Below are 15,549 nucleotides of genomic sequence, written 5' to 3'. Positions count from 1 at the left end.
CCCGGCGCATCGCCTCCCATTTATCCGCCGCGGGCGCGCTGCCGTGCCGCGGCGAGCAGACCCAGCAGCTCAGCGCCCTCGGCGGTGCTCAACACGCGGAACGCCGCCGAGGCCAGCCGGTCGGTCACCGCCTCGGCCCACAGCCGGCGCCGCACCAGCGGCCCGACCGGCGGGTACGGGGGCGCCCAGCCGCACGCGGCCGCGCCCGTCTCGCCCTCCGGCCCGGCCAGCACCGCCTCCAGCGGCGTCAGCCCGGCCGCGCGCACCGCCAGCAGGTACGCCCCGGCGAAGTGCTCGCGCAGCAGCAGCATGCCGACCGCCGCCCGCGCACCGGGTGACGGTTCGGGCACCGGCATCGCCCGCCAGGCGGCGAACAGCGGCATGCCGCTGCCGTCGGCCGCGTCGACCGCCCGGCCCAGCAGAACGGCGAGCCGCGCCGACTCGGTGCCGTCGCCCAGCCGGGCGGTGCCCCACCGGCAGCACTCGGCCAGGTTGGCGGCGGCCACCTCAAGCGGCGGAACGATCCGCGCGGCGGCGTCCCACCCGTCGGTGACCGCCTCCGGCGCGATGAAACCGAGCGCCGCGGCCACCGTCTCGGCGCGGACGTCACCGAGGGCCCCGGCCCGCCCGGTGATGTAGAAGGCCCACCCGGAGATGCCGAGCAGCCGCGCCCGTCGAAGCGTGGACGGGCAGCGGGCGAACGCCTCCCCGAGTTCCAGCACGAGCGGTTTGCAGGCGGCGGCGAGCTGTTCCGGAGTCATCGGCGGCCCGTCACCGTCACTCCACCGTGGCCATTCATCACGCTCAGTCTGCCCGGTCGTCACCCGACCCGGAATCCCCCTCTTCGGCGTCGAGCGCCTCCAGCACGGCCTCCACCTCGCCGGCCCGGCGACGGGCCGCGGTGACCGCCCGCTCCGCGCCCCGGCGGGCCAGCCGGGCCCGGCTCAGCTCCTGCTCGGCCACGGCCCGGCGACGCTCCAGCTCGGCCAGCTCCGTCTCGATCCGGTCCAGCGTCGCGGCTCCGTCCCGCTCGGCCGAGTCGGCGGTGGCCAGCTCCTTCTCGGCCCGGTCCAGGTCCGCGCGGGCCCGGGTCAGCTCCCGGGTCGCGGTCCGCCGCCGCCCGGCCCGTTCGGCCCGCGCCGCCCGCTCGTCGCGGGCCCGGCGCGCGTCGGTCCGCCCGGCCGCCCGATCCGGTACGACCGGCGCCTCCTCGCCCTCTGTCACGAGCCGCAGCTGGGGGCGGGGCACCTCGCCGAACCCGGCGTAGTGGCTGGCCCGCAGCAGGCGTCCGGCGCGTACCTGCTCGGCCACCTCGGTGTCCGACAGCGCGGCGTTGAGTGTCGCCTCCACCTCGCCCAGCGGCAGTTTCCCGGCCGGTGGCGCGGCGGGTTCGGCGGCGGCGAGCCGGCGTACCTCGGCCACCAGCGCGGCCACGACGGCGCGTCGCTGCGCGGACAGTTCCCGCAGTGTGCCGCCGCGCAGGTCGCGTTGCGCGGCGCGCAGCGACTCGGCCAGCCGGGCGAGGTCGGCGACCAGCTCAGGACGGCGGATGGCCAGCAGGTTGACCAGCCAGGCCGCGACCGTCGGCCGGCGCAGTTTGCCGATCTCCCGGGCGGTACGCGGGTCGCCGGACTGCCGCGCCTGCGCGACAGCGGCGTCCCGGGCCGCGACGAACCGGTCCGGCGGCGTGGCGTAGAGCCGCCGGATCACCTCCGCGGGCACCTCGGCCATGCTCAGGCGTCGATCCGGGTGCCCGGCTCCAGACGGCGGTAGTCGGTCTTGGACAGCGCCGTGTACTGCCGGTCCAGCACGCCGAGGCCGTTGTCGTTGAGCAGCCCGTCGTGCAGCGCGTACGCCCGGCGCGGCGCGACCGCGCGGATGAAGTCGACCACCTCGGAGAACTTCGACCAGGGCGCGTGTATCGGGGCGAACAGCGTGTCCACCTCCACGTCGTCGGGCACGAACAACGCGTCGCCCGGGTGGTACACCACGTCGGCGAAGAGGTAGCCGATGTTCTGGATCACCGGGATGTCCGGGTGGATGACCGCGTGCTGCCCGCCGTACGCCCGCACCGGCACTCCGGCGACGGTGAACGACTCGCCCGGCGCGACGGTCACCAGCGCCTCGGCGGCGTCGCCGAGCACCCCGGCGAGCGACGCCGGGCCGTGCACCGGCACCGGCCTCCGCTCCAGCGCCCGGGTCAGCGCGCCGACGTCCACATGGTCCGGGTGTTCGTGGGTGATCAGCACCGCGTCCGCCCCGTCGAGCGCCGCCGGATCGCTGAAGACCCCCGGGTCGACGACAAGCACCGCACCGTCGTGCTCCAGCCTGAGGCAGGAGTGGGCGTACTTGGTCACCTGCATCGTGATCCCTCGCTTATCGAATCGTGATGTCCTCAGCGCAGTCTGCCGGAACCGGCGCGACCACGCGTCACGTCCGAGGTATCGGTCCCGGCGAGCGGGGCCGTCGAGGATCGGAGTACGGGGCATGGGTGGACGACGGCTCCGGGGCGTGGCCCTGGTGGCGGTGGGTCTGATAGCGGCGCTGGGCGTGGGCGCCTGCAGCGCGGGCGGGGACGGCGGCAGCGACTCGGCCGTGCCGGCGGCCGACGAGGGCGCGGCGCGCGAGCAGGCCACCGTGGGCGGGGCGGACAGCGACCAGGCCGCTCCCGGCGGCACCGGCGGCGCGGACCTGCGGGTCGATCAGCGGTCCATCATCTACACCGGGACCATGCAGGTCCGGGTGGACGATGTGGAGGCCGCCGCGCGGGAGGCGACCACGGCGGTGACAGCGGCCGGCGGATTCGTCGGCGCCGACCGGCGGTCGAGCCGGGCCGCCGAGGCGCGGGCGGCGCTGACGCTGCGGGTGCCGGCGGACCGGTTCACCGCGGTGATCGACCGGCTCGCCGGGTTGGGCCGGCAGGAGCGGCGGGAGATCCGCACCGAGGACGTCACCGAGCAGGTGGTCGACCTGGACGCCCGGATCGCCACCCAGCGGGCGCGGGTGGAGAGCGCCCGCAAGCTGCTCGCCCGCGCCACGTCGGTGGACGAGCTGGTCCGGCTGGAGAACGAGGTGGGCTCCCGGCAGGCGGACCTGGCCTCGCTGGAGGCCCGCAAGCGCCGACTGGCGGACCTGACCGCGCTGTCCACCATCACCGTGACGTTCCTCGGTCAGGACGCCAGCACCGCCGAGGAGGAGGCCGACCTGGGCTTCCTCAGCGGGCTGGGCGGCGGCTGGTCGGCGTTCCTGGCCTCGGCCCGCATCGCGCTCACCGTGCTCGGCGCGGTGCTGCCCTTCGCGGTGGTGATCGGCGTACCGCTGTGGTTGCTGCTCCTGTGGCGGCGCCGGGTGCGGGCCCGGCGGACGCCGCCGCCCGGCGTGGGCGCGATGCCGCCGATCCCGGCCGGGCCGGCCGGTGGTCCGGTCAGCGCGCCGCCGCCAGTGCCCGCAGCGCGGTCTGGACCATGAGGCGTACGCCGGCTTCGATGGCGCGCTCGTCCACGTCGAACGAGGCCCGGTGCAGGTCGACGTTGGGCCCGCTGCGGCCGACTCCGAGACGGGCGAGCGCGCCCGGCACGTGCTCCAGGTACCAGGAGAAGTCCTCGCCGCCCATGCTCTGCGGCGTCTCGGCGATGCCGTCGGGGCCGAGCGCCGCGGCGGTGGCGGCGGTGAGCACGCCGATCGCGCCGGCGTCGTTCGTCACCGGGGGCCGGCCGCGCAGGTATTCCAGGTCGACAGTGGCGCCGGTGGGCGCGAGCACGTCCCGCACCACCTGAGCCACGATCTCGGGCGCCTGGTCCCAGGTGTCGCGGTCCATCACGCGCAGCGTGCCGGCCGCGCACGCCTCGGACGGGATGACGTTGTAGCGGGTGCCGGCCGAGGCGTGGCCGAACACCAGCAGCAGTCCGCTGTTGGCCGGCACCCGGCGGCTGATCAGCGTCGGCACCTCGGTCACCAGCCGGCCGAGCGCGTCCACCAGGTCGACGGTCAGGTGCGGGCGGGCGGTGTGCCCGCCCGGCCCGGTGAGCTTGACCGTGACGTTGTCGGCGGCGGCGGTGATCGGGCCGACCCGCAGGCCGACCTTGCCCACCGGCAGGTTCGGGTCGCAGTGCAGCGCGAAGATCTGCACCACGTCCTCCAGGCCGCCGGCCTCGATGACCTCCAGCGAGCCGCAGGGCAGGATCTCCTCGGCGGGCTGGAAGATCAGCCGGACCCGGCCGTCGAGCCGGCCGTCGTCGGCGAGCTGGGCCAGCAGCATGCCGACGCCGAGCATCACCGCCGTGTGCACGTCGTGACCGCAGGCGTGGCAGACGCCCTCCACAGTCGAGCGGTACGGCACGTCCTTCGGGTCGCTCAGCGGCAGCGCGTCGATGTCGGCGCGGAGCGCGATCACCGGCCCGTCCGGGCGCCCGTCGATGTCGCAGATGACGCCGTTGCCCTTGGGCAGCAGGCGCGGCTTGAGACCGGCGAGGGACAACTCGCGGTGCACCAGGGCGGCCGTCTCGAACTCCTCGCCGGACAGTTCCGGGTGGGAGTGGAGGTGACGGCGCGTTTCGATGAGGCCGGGTACGCGCAGCGCGAGCAGATGGTCGAGCTCGAAGGGCAGGGGCAGGTAACCGGTCGGCGCCTCGGGCCGGGACGACGCCAGCGGGCCGCCGGAAGGCAGCGTCAACGCACTCGTCACGTCGAATTCTCGATCACTAGAGATGGATGGATCTTCGGGTCGGACAGCAGACAGCCTAGACCTCCGACGGTGACGCTGCGCAACATCTTTCGTGTAGCGGTCGGACAGCGCAGCGTCACGAATGCCCTGGTGAGAGGGGTCGAATATCTGCGGGATAGCAGGTAGATCGCGGTCGAACCGCATCATCCGCCTCCCACCTCCTACAACGCGTAACCGTTCAGCGGCCCCTAAATACCCGTCCGCCGTTCCGAATTGTCGCATTAGTCGCGGCGATTAACTGCCTCTCCGACAATTGCACGACAACTGTCGGCTTCCGGAAGACTCCCGACGGTGACACGACCGCCCGACCGTCGCCCGCACACACTGTCCGTCCCCGTTCACCCGATCGGGTTACCCGGAACACCGAATCGCACACGCGCGACGGCGGCCCGCGCCACGCACCGGAGTGCGTGGCGGGGCCGCCGCCGGACGACTCAGAAGCGGTCGCTGGGCCGGTAGATCCCCCACACCTCGCGCAGCGTCCCGCAGACCTCGCCGACGGTGGCGCGGGCCCGCAGCGCCTCCTTCATCGGGTAGAGCACGTTGGCGTCCCCCTCGGCGGCGGCACGCATCTCGGCCAGGGTCCGCTCCACCGCGCCGGAGTCCCGCTCGGCGCGCAGCCGGGCCAGCCGATCCCCCTGCGCCGCCTCGATCGCCGGGTCCACCCGCAGCGGCTCGTACGGCTCCTCCTCGTCGATCCGGAACCGGTTGAGGCCGACCACCACCCGCTCGCCCGAGTCGATCTCCTGGGCGATCCGGTACGCGGACTGCTCGATCTCCCGCTTCTGGAACCCGGCCTCGATCGCGTCCACCGCCGAACCGTGGTCGGAGACCCGTTCCATCAGCTCGACGGCCGCCGCCTCCACCTCGGCGGTCATCGCCTCCACCACGTACGACCCGGCGAACGGATCGACGGTGGCGGTCAGGTCCGTCTCGTACGCCAGCACCTGCTGGGTCCGCAGCGCCAGCCGGGCCGCCTTCTCGGTGGGCAGCGCGATGGCCTCGTCGAAGCTGTTCGTGTGCAGGGACTGGGTGCCGCCCAGCACCGCGCCGAGGCCCTGCACCGCCACCCGGACCAGGTTCACCTCCGGCTGCTGGGCGGTGAGCTGCACGCCGGCGGTCTGGGTGTGGAACCGCAGCATCATCGACTTCGGGTTCTTCGCGCCGAACTCGTCGCGCATCAGCCGGGCCCAGATGCGCCGGGCCGCGCGGAACTTGGCGACCTCCTCCAGCAGCGTGGTACGGGCCACGAAGAAGAACGACAGGCGGGGCGCGAAGTCGTCCACCGCTAGCCCGGCCGCGAGCGCCGCGCGCACGTACTCCACGCCGTTGGCGAGCGTGAACGCGACCTCCTGCGCGGGCGTGGCGCCGGCCTCGGCCATGTGGTAGCCGGAGATGGAGATGGTGTTCCACTTCGGCACCTCCGCGCGGCAGTACGCGAAGGTGTCGGCGACCAGCCGCAGGGAGGGCTTCGGCGGGAAGATGTACGTGCCCCGGGCGATGTACTCCTTGAGGATGTCGTTCTGGATGGTGCCGTTGAGCGCCGCCCCCGGCACGCCGTTCTCCTCGGCCACGAGCTGGTAGAGCAGCAGCAGCACCGAGCCGGGCGCGTTGATGGTCATCGAGGTGGAGACCTTGTCCAGCGGGATGCCGCCGAACAGTGTGCGCATGTCCTCGATGGAGTCGATGGCGACGCCGACCTTGCCCACCTCGCCGTGCGCGATCGGGTCGTCCGAGTCGTACCCCATCTGGGTGGGCAGGTCGAACGCGACGGACAGGCCCATGGTCCCGGCGCGCAGCAACTGGTGGTAGCGCGCGTTGCTCTCGGCCGCGGTGCCGAACCCGGCGTACTGCCGCATCGTCCAGGGCCGGGAGGTGTACATCGTCGGGTAGACCCCGCGGGTGTACGGGAACTCGCCCGGCTCGCCCAGCCGGGCGTCCAGGTCCGCCGGAAGGTCTGCCGCCGTGTAGACGCCCTGGATCGGGAAACCCGACTCGCTTGACCGCGCATCGCTCATTACCGGATGGTAGGACGAGCTGACCGCCGGGTGGGTGAGGGATACCGCACACCTCGCGGCGCGTCTCACCGGAGGTGAGCGAGCGACCACATACCGTCCAGTAGGTAAACGCCCGCCGCGTCGGGTTTCGCATCGGGCGTCGGAACCAGCAAGATAGAGGGGTTGTGTCCCAGCCCCCTCGATATCCCCCGGTGGCTTTTCTGTGACTCAGATTCCGACGTGGAGCGGCGGACCGGCCAGTCCTCCCACTGGACGCGCGGCGCCCGGCACCACCATCGGTGGTCGCTACTCGCTGCGCTCCCCGGTGGGCAACGGAGGCATGGGCACGGTCTGGCGGGCCACAGACACGTTGCTGCGCCGTGATGTGGCGGTCAAGGAGGTCGTCCTCCCGCCGGGGCTCGCCCCGAGCGACCGCGACGCGCTCTACGAACGGACGCTGCGGGAGGCACGCGCCGCCGCCGCGATCCAGCACCCGGCCGTGGTGCAGGTATACGACGTGGTCACCGAGGGTGGCCGGCCGTGGATCGTGATGGAGCTGCTGGACGCCCGCAGCCTGGCCGACATGGTGATCGAGGACGGGCCGGTCGCGCCGCGCGCCGTCGCCAAGATCGGGATTGCGCTGCTCGGCGCGCTCGAGGTGGCGCACGCGATCGGCGTGCTGCACCGCGACGTCAAGCCGGCGAACGTGCTGATCTGCACCGACGGCCGCTGCGTGCTCACCGACTTCGGCGTCGCCCGGATGCCCACCGACGTGCAGCTGACCACGCCCGGCATGGTGCTCGGCTCGCCGCACTTCATCTCCCCCGAGCGGGCCATGGGCCAGGAGTTCGGGCCGCCGAGCGACCTGTTCTCGCTCGGCGTGACGCTCTACACGGCGGTCGAGGGCCGGCCCCCGTTCGACAAGGGCGACCCGATCGAGACCATGCACGCGGTGGTCGAGGACCCGCCCGCCACGCCGCAGCGCAGCGGCCCGCTCACCGGGGTGCTGATGGGGCTGCTGGAGAAGGACCCGGCCCGCCGGATGGACGTGCACCGGGCCCGCGCCAACCTGCGCGAACTGCTCGCCGGGCCGCTGACCAGCACCGCCAACGTCGTCAACTCGGTCACCGACCCGTACGCGGTGGTGCCGGTGCCGCGCCCGACCACGCCGCCGGCGATCACGGCGGAGCCGAAGCCGAGCGGGCAGATCGGCGGCCGGGCCATGATCGGCCCGGAAGAGTCGCTCACCGACCGGCTCGCCGCGCTGCGCCGCGGTGAGCGGCCCACGGCGGAGAAGCCCGCGGCGGGTGCCGCCGCGCTCGACGAGACCAGCGCCGACGCGCTGGCCGGTCCCCTGCACACGCCGACCGGCGCGATGTCCGGGCCGGGCACGCCGGAGGCCACCCAGCGCATCTCGCCGGACGCCACGGTCCGGCTCGGCCAGGGCGCCGCCGGGGACGCGACCCAGGCGGTGCCCACCGCCGTGCCGGCCACGTACGGCCGCACCGTCGACGCCACCCAGCCGGTGTACGGCGGCAACCAGTGGTCGGTGCCCGGCACCGGCCAGCCGTGGACCACCCCGTCCACCGCCCCGGACACCGCAGGTGACGGCGGCGCGAAGGGGCTGCTCGGGCGGGTGAAGGCGTGGCCGCGCAAGGTCCAGCTCGCCGCCGCCGGTGGCCTCGCCGTGGTGCTGCTGGTGAGCGTGATCGCGCTGACCGGCGGCGGCGACGACGCTCCCCCGCCGATCGTGGGCGCGCTGCCGTCGAACTCGGCCGCCGCCTCCCCGGTGGAGATGCAGGAGCAGACCGTGAAGGGCATCACCGTCCAGGTGCCGAAGGGCTGGGACCGCAAGAGCGGTGGCCTCTTCGTCGACTACGTCGACCCGAAGGACAGCGGCCGCAAGGTGCGGCTGCTGGCGGAGAACTGGGGCGGCACGTCGGTCAGCTGGGCCGAGTTCGCCTCCCGCAACCTGCGCGACAAGAGCAAGTCGTGCGCCAAGCCCTACGAACAGCTCGCGATGACCGAGACGACGCTGGCCGGCAAGCCGGCTGCCGAGTTCGAGTACACCTGCGGCGAGGGCGACGAGAAGCGGCACGGCGTGTGGCGCGGCGTGGTCCAGGGCGGCAAGGTCTACTCGTTCTATCTCACCTCCAGCGACGCGACCTTCGCCGAGAGCAAGCCGATCTTCGACGCGATGGCCGGCTCGTTCCAGCTCACGGCGGCCAACTGAACCGAGGCCGACGGCCAGTGGTGATCCGCCGCCGTGTTTTCATGAGGCAATGGCGGCGGAAACCACTGACCTTGACGACCTTCGCGGACGAGCCGAGCGCTGGCTCGCCGACGACCCGGACCCGGCCGACCGCGACGAGCTGCGCGGCGTCCTCGACGGGCTGCCCGGCACGGCGGCCGACCTGGCCGACCGGTTCGCCGGTCCGCTGACCTTCGGCACCGCCGGGCTGCGCGGCCCGCTGCGCGCCGGGCCGAACGGCATGAACCTCGCCGTGGTCACCCAGGCCGCCGCCGGGCTCGTCGGCTGGCTCGCCGCCCAGGGCGGCGAGGGCCCGCTGGTGATCGGGTACGACGCCCGGCGCGGCTCGCGTGCCTTCGCCCAGCGCACCGCACAGGTGGCCACCGGTGCGGGCCGCCCGGCGCTGCTGCTGCCCCGGCCGCTGCCCACGCCGGTGCTGGCGTTCGCGGTCCGGCAGCTCGGCGCGGTCGCCGGCGTGATGGTCACGGCCAGCCACAACCCGCCGCAGGACAACGGCTACAAGGTCTACCTGGGCGCGCAGCTCGGCGGTGAGCTGGGCGCGGGCGCGCAGATCGTGCCGCCCGCCGACGCCGGGATCGAGGCGGCCATCCGGTCCGTCGGCCCGCTCGCGGCGGTGCCGCTCGGCCCGGCCGGTCAGGTGCTCGGCGACGACCTCGTGGCCGCGTACGTCGAGCGGGCCGCCGCCGTGGTGGATCCGACCGGACCGCGGGACCTGAAGGTGGCGTACACGCCGCTGCACGGGGTGGGCGCCGCGGTGCTGACCGCCGCGTTCGCGCGCGCCGGGTTCGGCGTGCCCGGCGTGGTGCCCGAGCAGGCCGAGCCGGACCCGGCGTTCCCGACGGTGAGCTTCCCCAACCCGGAGGAGCCGGGCGCGGTGGACCTGCTCGTCGCGCTCGCCGACCGCACCGGCGCGGACCTGGCCATCGCCAACGACCCGGACGCGGACCGCTGCGCGGTGGCCGTACGCGACGCCGGGTCTTGGCGGATGCTGCGCGGCGACGAGGTGGGCGCGCTGCTCGCCGACCACCTGATGCGGCGCGGCGTGACCGGCCTGTACGCCACCACGATCGTGTCGTCGGCGCTGCTTCGGGCCATGGCGGCGGCCCGAGGGCTGCCCTACGACGAGACGCTCACCGGGTTCAAGTGGATCGTGCGGGCCGGTGGTGGCCGGGAGCCGCTGGTGTACGGATACGAGGAGGCGCTGGGCTACTGCGTCGCGCCGGAGCACGTACGGGACAAGGACGGCATCACCGCCGCGCTGACGGTCGCCGAGCTGGCCGCCGGTCTCAAGGCCGAGGGCCGTACGCTGCTCGACCGGCTGGACGAGCTGGCCGCCGAGTTCGGCGTGCACCACACCGAGCAGCTCTCGGTGCGGGTGGAGGACCTGCGGGTCATCGCGGACTCGATGGCCCGGATCCGGGCGGCCACGCCGACCGCGCTGCTCGGGCAGCCGGTGACCGAGGCGTCCGACCTGCTTCCGGACGCGGACGTGGTGATCCTGCGTACCGGCGCGGCCCGGGTGGTGATCCGGCCGTCGGGCACCGAGCCGAAGCTCAAGGCGTACCTGGAGGTGGTGGAGCCGGTGAGCGGCGGCGACGTGCCGGCTGCCCGGCAGCGCGCGCGTGCCGCGGTGACCGAGCTGCGCAACGAGATCGCCACCGCCCTGGGCCTCTAGCCCGGACGTGAGGAAGGGCCCCTTGTCAACACCGGGTGTCAACAAGGGCCCTTCCTCTACCGGAGGCGTTAAGAGGGGGCCCTTCCTTACCGCTTGCCCAGGGCGGCGTCGACGGCCTGGGCCAGCGCGGCGATGACCAGGCTGATCGACGGGCGTACCACGCTGTCGTCAAGGCTCACCGTGCCGGAGAACCCGGCCCCGGCGGCGATCTCCGGCAGCCGCCGGCCGGCGTCCTCGGCGGCCGGGCCGGTCAGCCCCAGCGCCGGTTCCATCCGCAGCACCGCGACGAGCGTGGCGAGCGCGGCGGTCCGCTCGTCCGGGAGCTGCCCGCTGGTCAGCGCGTCGGCGAGCCGCCCCCGGATGTCCGCCTCGACCGAGGCGTCGGCCACCGGGTAACGGTGCACGTGGATGAATCCCAGCTCGGTCTCGTCGATGTCCCGCACCACGCCCCGGTCGCAGAGGTCGGAGAGGATCCGGTCGCGCAGCCCGTGCCGCAGCCGCTGCACCCACGACGAGGGTGTGTGCGGGGTGTCCGCGGCGATCTTGGCGAGTACGGCGTCGGCGATCGGCTCGCCGGTCGGGGACGGGTCGACCACCGCCAGGTTCCCGTCCGCGTACGCGACCCGTCCGGCCAGGGCCAGCTCGACCAGCACCGCGGCGGCCATGCCCAGGTCCAGGCTGATCCTCGGCATGGTGGCCTTGCCGGTTTCGTCGTCATACGCGAGGAGCAGCAACTCCTCGGCGAGCGCAACACCAGTCATGGCCCGGAACGCTAGCGCCTCCGCGCACCCCCGCGCATCGACTCGCCGGGTGGGTCCGGCGCCCGGTGCGGAGGGCCGTGCCTCCGCACCGGACCGGTCTCAGAAGCGGGGCATGCCGCCGAACTGGCGGTCACCGGCGTCACCCAGGCCGGGGACGATGAACTTCCGGTCGTTCAGACCCTCGTCGATGGAGGCGGTGACCAGGCGCAGCGGCAGGCCGGAGCGCTCCAGCCGCTCGATGCCGACCGGCGCGGCCAGCACGCAGAGCACTGTGATGTCGGTGCAGCCGCGGTCGGCGAGCAGCCGGCAGCAGTGCTCCAGCGAGCCGCCGGTGGCGAGCATCGGGTCGAGCACCAGCACCGGCAGGCCGCTGAGGTCGCGCGGCAGCGACTCCATGTACGCGCGGGGCTCGTACGTCTCCTCGTCGCGGGCCAGGCCGACGAAGCCCATCGACGACTCGGGCAGCAGGCCGAGTGCGGCGTCGGCCATGCCGAGACCGGCCCGCAGCACCGGCACCAGCAGCGGCGGGTTCGCCAGCCGGGTGCCCTCGGTGGCGGTGACCGGGGTCTGGATCGAGTACTTCTCGATCGGGAAGGAGCGCGCGGCCTCGTACACCAGCATGGTGGTGAGTTCGCGCAGCGCCGCCCGGAACGACGACGAGTCGGTTCGGGCGTCCCGCATGGCGGTCAGCCGCGTCTGGGCGAGCGGATGGTCAATGACGTGTACGTCCACGATCGCCCAACCTACCGTTTGGCGGCGCGGCGCAGGGCGGGTGCGGTTCGACAGGCGACCCCGCTCACGTATGACGCTCACGACCCGTGGATCGTGAGCAAGATCACCCGACTCGCTGGTGCGTACTATTCGGGGCATGACGGCGACAACGACGTCGGCCCGTTCGGACCTCACCGAGCTGGGACGATCCGAGACCGCTCTGCGGACCTTCCTGCACGGCCTGCCCGGCGTGGACCAGGTGGGCGCGGAGCAGCGGGCGGCGCAACTCGGCACCCGCTCCATCAAGACGACCGCCAAGGCCGAGGCGATCGACCTGGCGATCCGGATGGTCGACCTGACCACCCTGGAGGGGGCGGACACGCCGGGCAAGGTGCGGGCGCTGGCCGCGAAGGCGCTGCGCCCCGACCCGGCCGACCCGAGCTGCCCGCACGTCGGCGCCGTCTGCGTCTACCCGTCGATGGTCCCGCACGTGGCCGAGGTGCTGCGCGGCAGCGGAGTGCACCTGGCCAGCGTGGCGACCGCGTTCCCGTCCGGCCAGGCTCCGCTGGAGATCAAGCTCGCCGACGTGCGGGCAGCGGTCGAGGCGGGCGCGGACGAGATCGACATGGTGATCAACCGGGGCGCGTTCCTGGCCGGGCGCTACGCCGAGGTCTACGACGAGATCGTGGCCACCAAGCACGCGTGCGGGGACGCGCACCTCAAGGTCATCCTGGAGACCGGTGAGCTGGCCACCTACGACAACGTGCGGCGCGCCTCCTGGCTCGCCATGCTGGCCGGCGGCGACTTCATCAAGACCTCCACCGGCAAGGTCCCGGTCGCGGCCACCCTGCCGGTGACGCTGGTGATGCTGGAGGCGGTACGTGACTTCCGCGCCGCCACCGGGCGTCAGGTCGGCGTCAAGCCGGCCGGTGGCATCAAGACCACCAAGGACGCCATCAAGTACCTGGTCATGGTCAACGAGACGGCCGGCGCCGACTGGCTGAGCCCGGACTGGTTCCGGTTCGGCGCGTCCAGCCTGCTCAACGACCTGCTCATGCAGCGCACCAAGCTGACGACCGGCGTCTACGCCGGCCCCGACTACTTCACCCTGGACTGAACGCGATGTTCGAATACGCTCCCGCCCCCGAGTCCCGCTCGGTGGTGGACATCAAGCCCTCGTACGGGCTCTTCGTCGACGGCGCGTTCGTCGACCCGGCCTCCGGCGGCAGCTTCAAGTCGGTGAACCCGGCCTCCGAGGAGGTACTGGCCGAGATCGCCGAGGCGGGCGAGGAGGACGTGGACCGCGCGGTGCGCGCCGCCCGGACCGCGTACGAGAAGGTCTGGGGTCCGATGCCGGGCCGGGACCGGGCCAAGTACCTGTTCCGGATCGCCCGGATCATCCAGGAGCGCTCGCGCGAGCTGGCCGTGCTGGAGTCGCTCGACAACGGCAAGCCGATCAAGGAGTCACGCGACGTCGACCTGCCGCTGGTCGCCGCGCACTTCTTCTACTACGCGGGCTGGGCGGACAAGCTGGAGCACGCCGGGTTCGGTGCGAACCCGCGGCCTCTCGGCGTGGCCGCGCAGGTCATCCCGTGGAACTTCCCGCTGCTGATGCTGGCGTGGAAGATCGCCCCGGCGCTCGCCGCCGGCAACACGGTGGTGCTCAAGCCGGCCGAGACCACCCCGCTGACCGCGCTGCTGTTCGCCGAGATCTGCCAGCAGGCCGACCTGCCGGCAGGTGTGGTGAACATCGTCACCGGCGCGGGCGACACCGGCCGGGCGCTGGTCGAGCACCTGGGCGTGGACAAGGTCGCGTTCACCGGCTCCACCGAGGTCGGCCGGGCCATCGCCCGCGCGGTCGCGGGCACCCGCAAGAAGCTCACGCTGGAGCTGGGCGGCAAGGCCGCCAACATCGTCTTCGACGACGCCCCGATCGACCAGGCGGTCGAGGGCATCGTCAACGGCATCTTCTTCAACCAGGGCCACGTCTGCTGCGCCGGTTCCCGGCTGCTGGTCCAGGAGTCGGTGGCCGACCGGGTGCTGGAGTCGCTGAAGCGCCGGATGGCCCAGCTGCGGGTCGGCGACCCGCTGGACAAGAACACCGACGTCGGCGCGATCAACTCGGCCGCGCAGCTCGCCCGGATCCGGGAGCTGTCCGACGCCGGATCCGCCGAGGGCGCGGAGCGCTGGTCGCCGCCGTGCGAACTGCCCGAGCGCGGCTTCTGGTTCGCGCCGACCATCTTCACCGGGGTCACCCAGGCGCACCGGATCGCCCGCGAGGAGATCTTCGGCCCGGTGCTGTCCGTGCTCACGTTCCGCACCCCGGCGGAGGCCGTCGAGAAGGCCAACAACACGCCGTACGGGCTGTCGGCCGGGATCTGGACCGACAAGGGCTCCCGGATCCTGTGGGTGGCCGACCGGCTGCGCGCGGGCGTGGTGTGGGCCAACACGTTCAACAAGTTCGACCCGACGTCGCCGTTCGGCGGCTACAAGGAGTCGGGCTACGGTCGCGAGGGCGGCCGGCACGGGCTGGAGGGGTACCTCAATGTCTGAGCGGGTCGCGGTACGCAAGACGTACAAGCTCTTCATCGGCGGGAAGTTCCCGCGCAGCGAGTCGGGACGGTCGTATCTCGTGCAATCCGCGAACGTGTCTCTTGCCTCCCGGAAGGACGCGCGGGACGCGGTAGTGGCCGCCCGCGCCGCGGTGAAGGGCTGGGCCGGCGCGACCGCGTACAACAGGGGTCAGATCCTCTACCGGGTGGCCGAGATGCTGGAGGGCCGGCGCGAGCAGTTCGTCGCGCTGGGCGTACCGGCCGGCGAGGTGGACGCGGCGATCGACCGCTGGGTCTGGTACGCCGGCTGGTCCGACAAGCTGCCCCAGGTGTACGGCGGCGCGAACCCGGTGGCCGGCCCGTACTTCAACCTGTCCGCGCCGGAGCCGACGGGCGTGGTGGCCGTGGTGGCCCCCGAGGAGCCGGCGCTGCTCGGCCTGGTGAGCGTGATCGCCCCGGCGATCGTCACCGGCAACACGGTGGTGGTGGCCGCCTCCCCGGCGGCGCCGCTGGCGGCGGTGACGCTGGCCGAGGTGCTCGCCACCTCCGACCTGCCCGGCGGCGTGGTGAACATCCTCACCGGCCGGCTGACCGAGACGGTGCCGACGCTCGCCGCGCACATGGACGTCAACGCGATCGACCTGACCGGCGTCGCCGACGCCGAGATGGCGGCGGACCTGGAGATCAAGGCCGCGGAGAACCTCAAGCGGGTGCTGCGGCCGGCTCCGGCCGACCACGACTGGCACACCGACCCCGGCATCACCCGGATGACCACGCTGCTGGAGACCAAGACGGTCTGGCACCCCAAGGGCGCCTGACCCCGGCAACCGGCGGTCGGAAGGGATCTACTACCGGGGG

General features: G+C 73.3%; 13 protein-coding genes. 6 read left to right on the top strand and 7 right to left on the bottom strand.

Translation table 11 applies throughout. The annotated features are described in order from the left end of the window. Positions 1–20: 20 nt before the first annotated feature. The 3 genes from ACFYO8_RS11610 to ACFYO8_RS11600 are packed head-to-tail and all read right to left on the bottom strand — an operon-like array spanning position 21 to position 2,363. The gene (locus ACFYO8_RS11610; protein ID WP_354864794.1) at positions 21–761 is read right to left on the bottom strand and encodes a hypothetical protein; all 741 of its coding nucleotides are present in this window, start codon (positions 759–761) and stop codon (positions 21–23) included. A gap of 43 nt (positions 762–804) precedes the next feature. Beyond that, positions 805–1,731, bottom strand: a complete 927-nt coding sequence (locus ACFYO8_RS11605) for a hypothetical protein (RefSeq protein ID WP_354864792.1) — start codon at positions 1,729–1,731, stop codon at positions 805–807. A 2-nt stretch (positions 1,732–1,733) separates the two neighbouring features. Continuing rightward, positions 1,734–2,363, bottom strand: a complete 630-nt coding sequence (locus tag ACFYO8_RS11600; RefSeq protein ID WP_354864791.1) for an MBL fold metallo-hydrolase — start codon at positions 2,361–2,363, stop codon at positions 1,734–1,736. Between the two features lie 124 nt (positions 2,364–2,487). Here ACFYO8_RS11600 and ACFYO8_RS11595 point away from each other — a divergent pair, with 124 nt between their 5' ends. After that, positions 2,488–3,468 carry a DUF4349 domain-containing protein gene (locus ACFYO8_RS11595; protein WP_354864790.1) on the top strand — a complete coding sequence of 327 codons (981 nt, stop codon included), beginning with the start codon at positions 2,488–2,490 and terminating at the stop codon, positions 3,466–3,468. On the opposite strand, the gene ACFYO8_RS11590 is transcribed toward ACFYO8_RS11595, so the two are convergent. After that, positions 3,425–4,684 carry an amidohydrolase gene (locus ACFYO8_RS11590; protein WP_354864789.1) on the bottom strand — a complete coding sequence of 420 codons (1,260 nt, stop codon included), beginning with the start codon at positions 4,682–4,684 and terminating at the stop codon, positions 3,425–3,427. The genes ACFYO8_RS11595 and ACFYO8_RS11590 overlap by 44 nt on opposite strands. 473 nt (positions 4,685–5,157) lie before the next feature. After that, positions 5,158–6,741, bottom strand: coding sequence for a methylmalonyl-CoA mutase family protein (locus ACFYO8_RS11585; RefSeq protein ID WP_354864788.1), 1,584 nt, complete (start codon positions 6,739–6,741; stop codon positions 5,158–5,160). Between the two features lie 202 nt (positions 6,742–6,943). Here ACFYO8_RS11585 and ACFYO8_RS11580 point away from each other — a divergent pair, with 202 nt between their 5' ends. Both ACFYO8_RS11580 and ACFYO8_RS11575 read left to right on the top strand, forming a co-directional pair. Next, a complete protein-coding gene (locus ACFYO8_RS11580; RefSeq protein WP_354864787.1) occupies positions 6,944–8,953 on the top strand; it encodes a serine/threonine-protein kinase in 2,010 nt (669 codons plus the stop codon). Between the two features lie 49 nt (positions 8,954–9,002). After that, the gene (locus ACFYO8_RS11575) at positions 9,003–10,667 is read left to right on the top strand and encodes a phospho-sugar mutase (protein WP_354864786.1); all 1,665 of its coding nucleotides are present in this window, start codon (positions 9,003–9,005) and stop codon (positions 10,665–10,667) included. Positions 10,668–10,753: 86 nt separating this feature from the next. Here the strand turns inward: ACFYO8_RS11575 and ACFYO8_RS11570 are convergent, their stop codons facing one another. Both ACFYO8_RS11570 and upp read right to left on the bottom strand, forming a co-directional pair. Continuing rightward, on the bottom strand, positions 10,754–11,428 hold the full coding sequence (locus tag ACFYO8_RS11570; protein WP_354864784.1) for a GPP34 family phosphoprotein: 675 nt from the start codon (positions 11,426–11,428) through the stop codon (positions 10,754–10,756). 99 nt (positions 11,429–11,527) lie between these two features. Continuing rightward, the gene (gene upp, locus ACFYO8_RS11565; protein WP_354864782.1) at positions 11,528–12,160 is read right to left on the bottom strand and encodes a uracil phosphoribosyltransferase; all 633 of its coding nucleotides are present in this window, start codon (positions 12,158–12,160) and stop codon (positions 11,528–11,530) included. 136 nt (positions 12,161–12,296) lie between these two features. Here upp and deoC point away from each other — a divergent pair, with 136 nt between their 5' ends. From deoC to ACFYO8_RS11550, 3 genes are read left to right on the top strand one after another with little or no spacing between them, the layout of a single operon-like run. Beyond that, positions 12,297–13,256, top strand: a complete 960-nt coding sequence (gene deoC / locus ACFYO8_RS11560) for a deoxyribose-phosphate aldolase (RefSeq protein ID WP_354864780.1) — start codon at positions 12,297–12,299, stop codon at positions 13,254–13,256. A 5-nt stretch (positions 13,257–13,261) separates the two neighbouring features. Next, positions 13,262–14,692 carry an aldehyde dehydrogenase family protein gene (locus ACFYO8_RS11555; RefSeq protein ID WP_354864778.1) on the top strand — a complete coding sequence of 477 codons (1,431 nt, stop codon included), beginning with the start codon at positions 13,262–13,264 and terminating at the stop codon, positions 14,690–14,692. Further along, a complete protein-coding gene (locus ACFYO8_RS11550; RefSeq protein WP_355047201.1) occupies positions 14,685–15,509 on the top strand; it encodes an aldehyde dehydrogenase family protein in 825 nt (274 codons plus the stop codon). The genes ACFYO8_RS11555 and ACFYO8_RS11550 overlap by 8 nt, the downstream gene beginning before the upstream one ends. The last annotated feature ends 40 nt before the right edge of the window (positions 15,510–15,549 follow it).

The organism is Micromonospora sp. NPDC005257 (assembly GCF_042872445.1).
GTDB lineage: Bacteria > Actinomycetota > Actinomycetes > Mycobacteriales > Micromonosporaceae > Micromonospora.
This window is presented reverse-complemented; position numbering and strand designations above follow the sequence as displayed.

What these genes read in the sequence shown, in the direction of transcription:
- ACFYO8_RS11610 (WP_354864794.1), bottom strand. Translation starts at nt 761, where the DNA reads ATGACTCCGGAACAGCTCGCCGCCGCCTGCAAACCGCTCGTGCTGGAA.
- ACFYO8_RS11595 (WP_354864790.1), top strand. Translation starts at nt 2,488, where the DNA reads ATGGGTGGACGACGGCTCCGGGGCGTGGCCCTGGTGGCGGTGGGTCTG.
- ACFYO8_RS11555 (WP_354864778.1), top strand. Translation starts at nt 13,262, where the DNA reads ATGTTCGAATACGCTCCCGCCCCCGAGTCCCGCTCGGTGGTGGACATC.
- ACFYO8_RS11575 (WP_354864786.1), top strand. Translation starts at nt 9,003, where the DNA reads ATGGCGGCGGAAACCACTGACCTTGACGACCTTCGCGGACGAGCCGAG.
- ACFYO8_RS11600 (WP_354864791.1), bottom strand. Translation starts at nt 2,363, where the DNA reads ATGCAGGTGACCAAGTACGCCCACTCCTGCCTCAGGCTGGAGCACGAC.
- ACFYO8_RS11550 (WP_355047201.1), top strand. Translation starts at nt 14,685, where the DNA reads ATGTCTGAGCGGGTCGCGGTACGCAAGACGTACAAGCTCTTCATCGGC.
- deoC (WP_354864780.1), top strand. Translation starts at nt 12,297, where the DNA reads ATGACGGCGACAACGACGTCGGCCCGTTCGGACCTCACCGAGCTGGGA.
- ACFYO8_RS11570 (WP_354864784.1), bottom strand. Translation starts at nt 11,428, where the DNA reads ATGACTGGTGTTGCGCTCGCCGAGGAGTTGCTGCTCCTCGCGTATGAC.
- ACFYO8_RS11585 (WP_354864788.1), bottom strand. Translation starts at nt 6,741, where the DNA reads ATGAGCGATGCGCGGTCAAGCGAGTCGGGTTTCCCGATCCAGGGCGTC.
- ACFYO8_RS11605 (WP_354864792.1), bottom strand. Translation starts at nt 1,731, where the DNA reads ATGGCCGAGGTGCCCGCGGAGGTGATCCGGCGGCTCTACGCCACGCCG.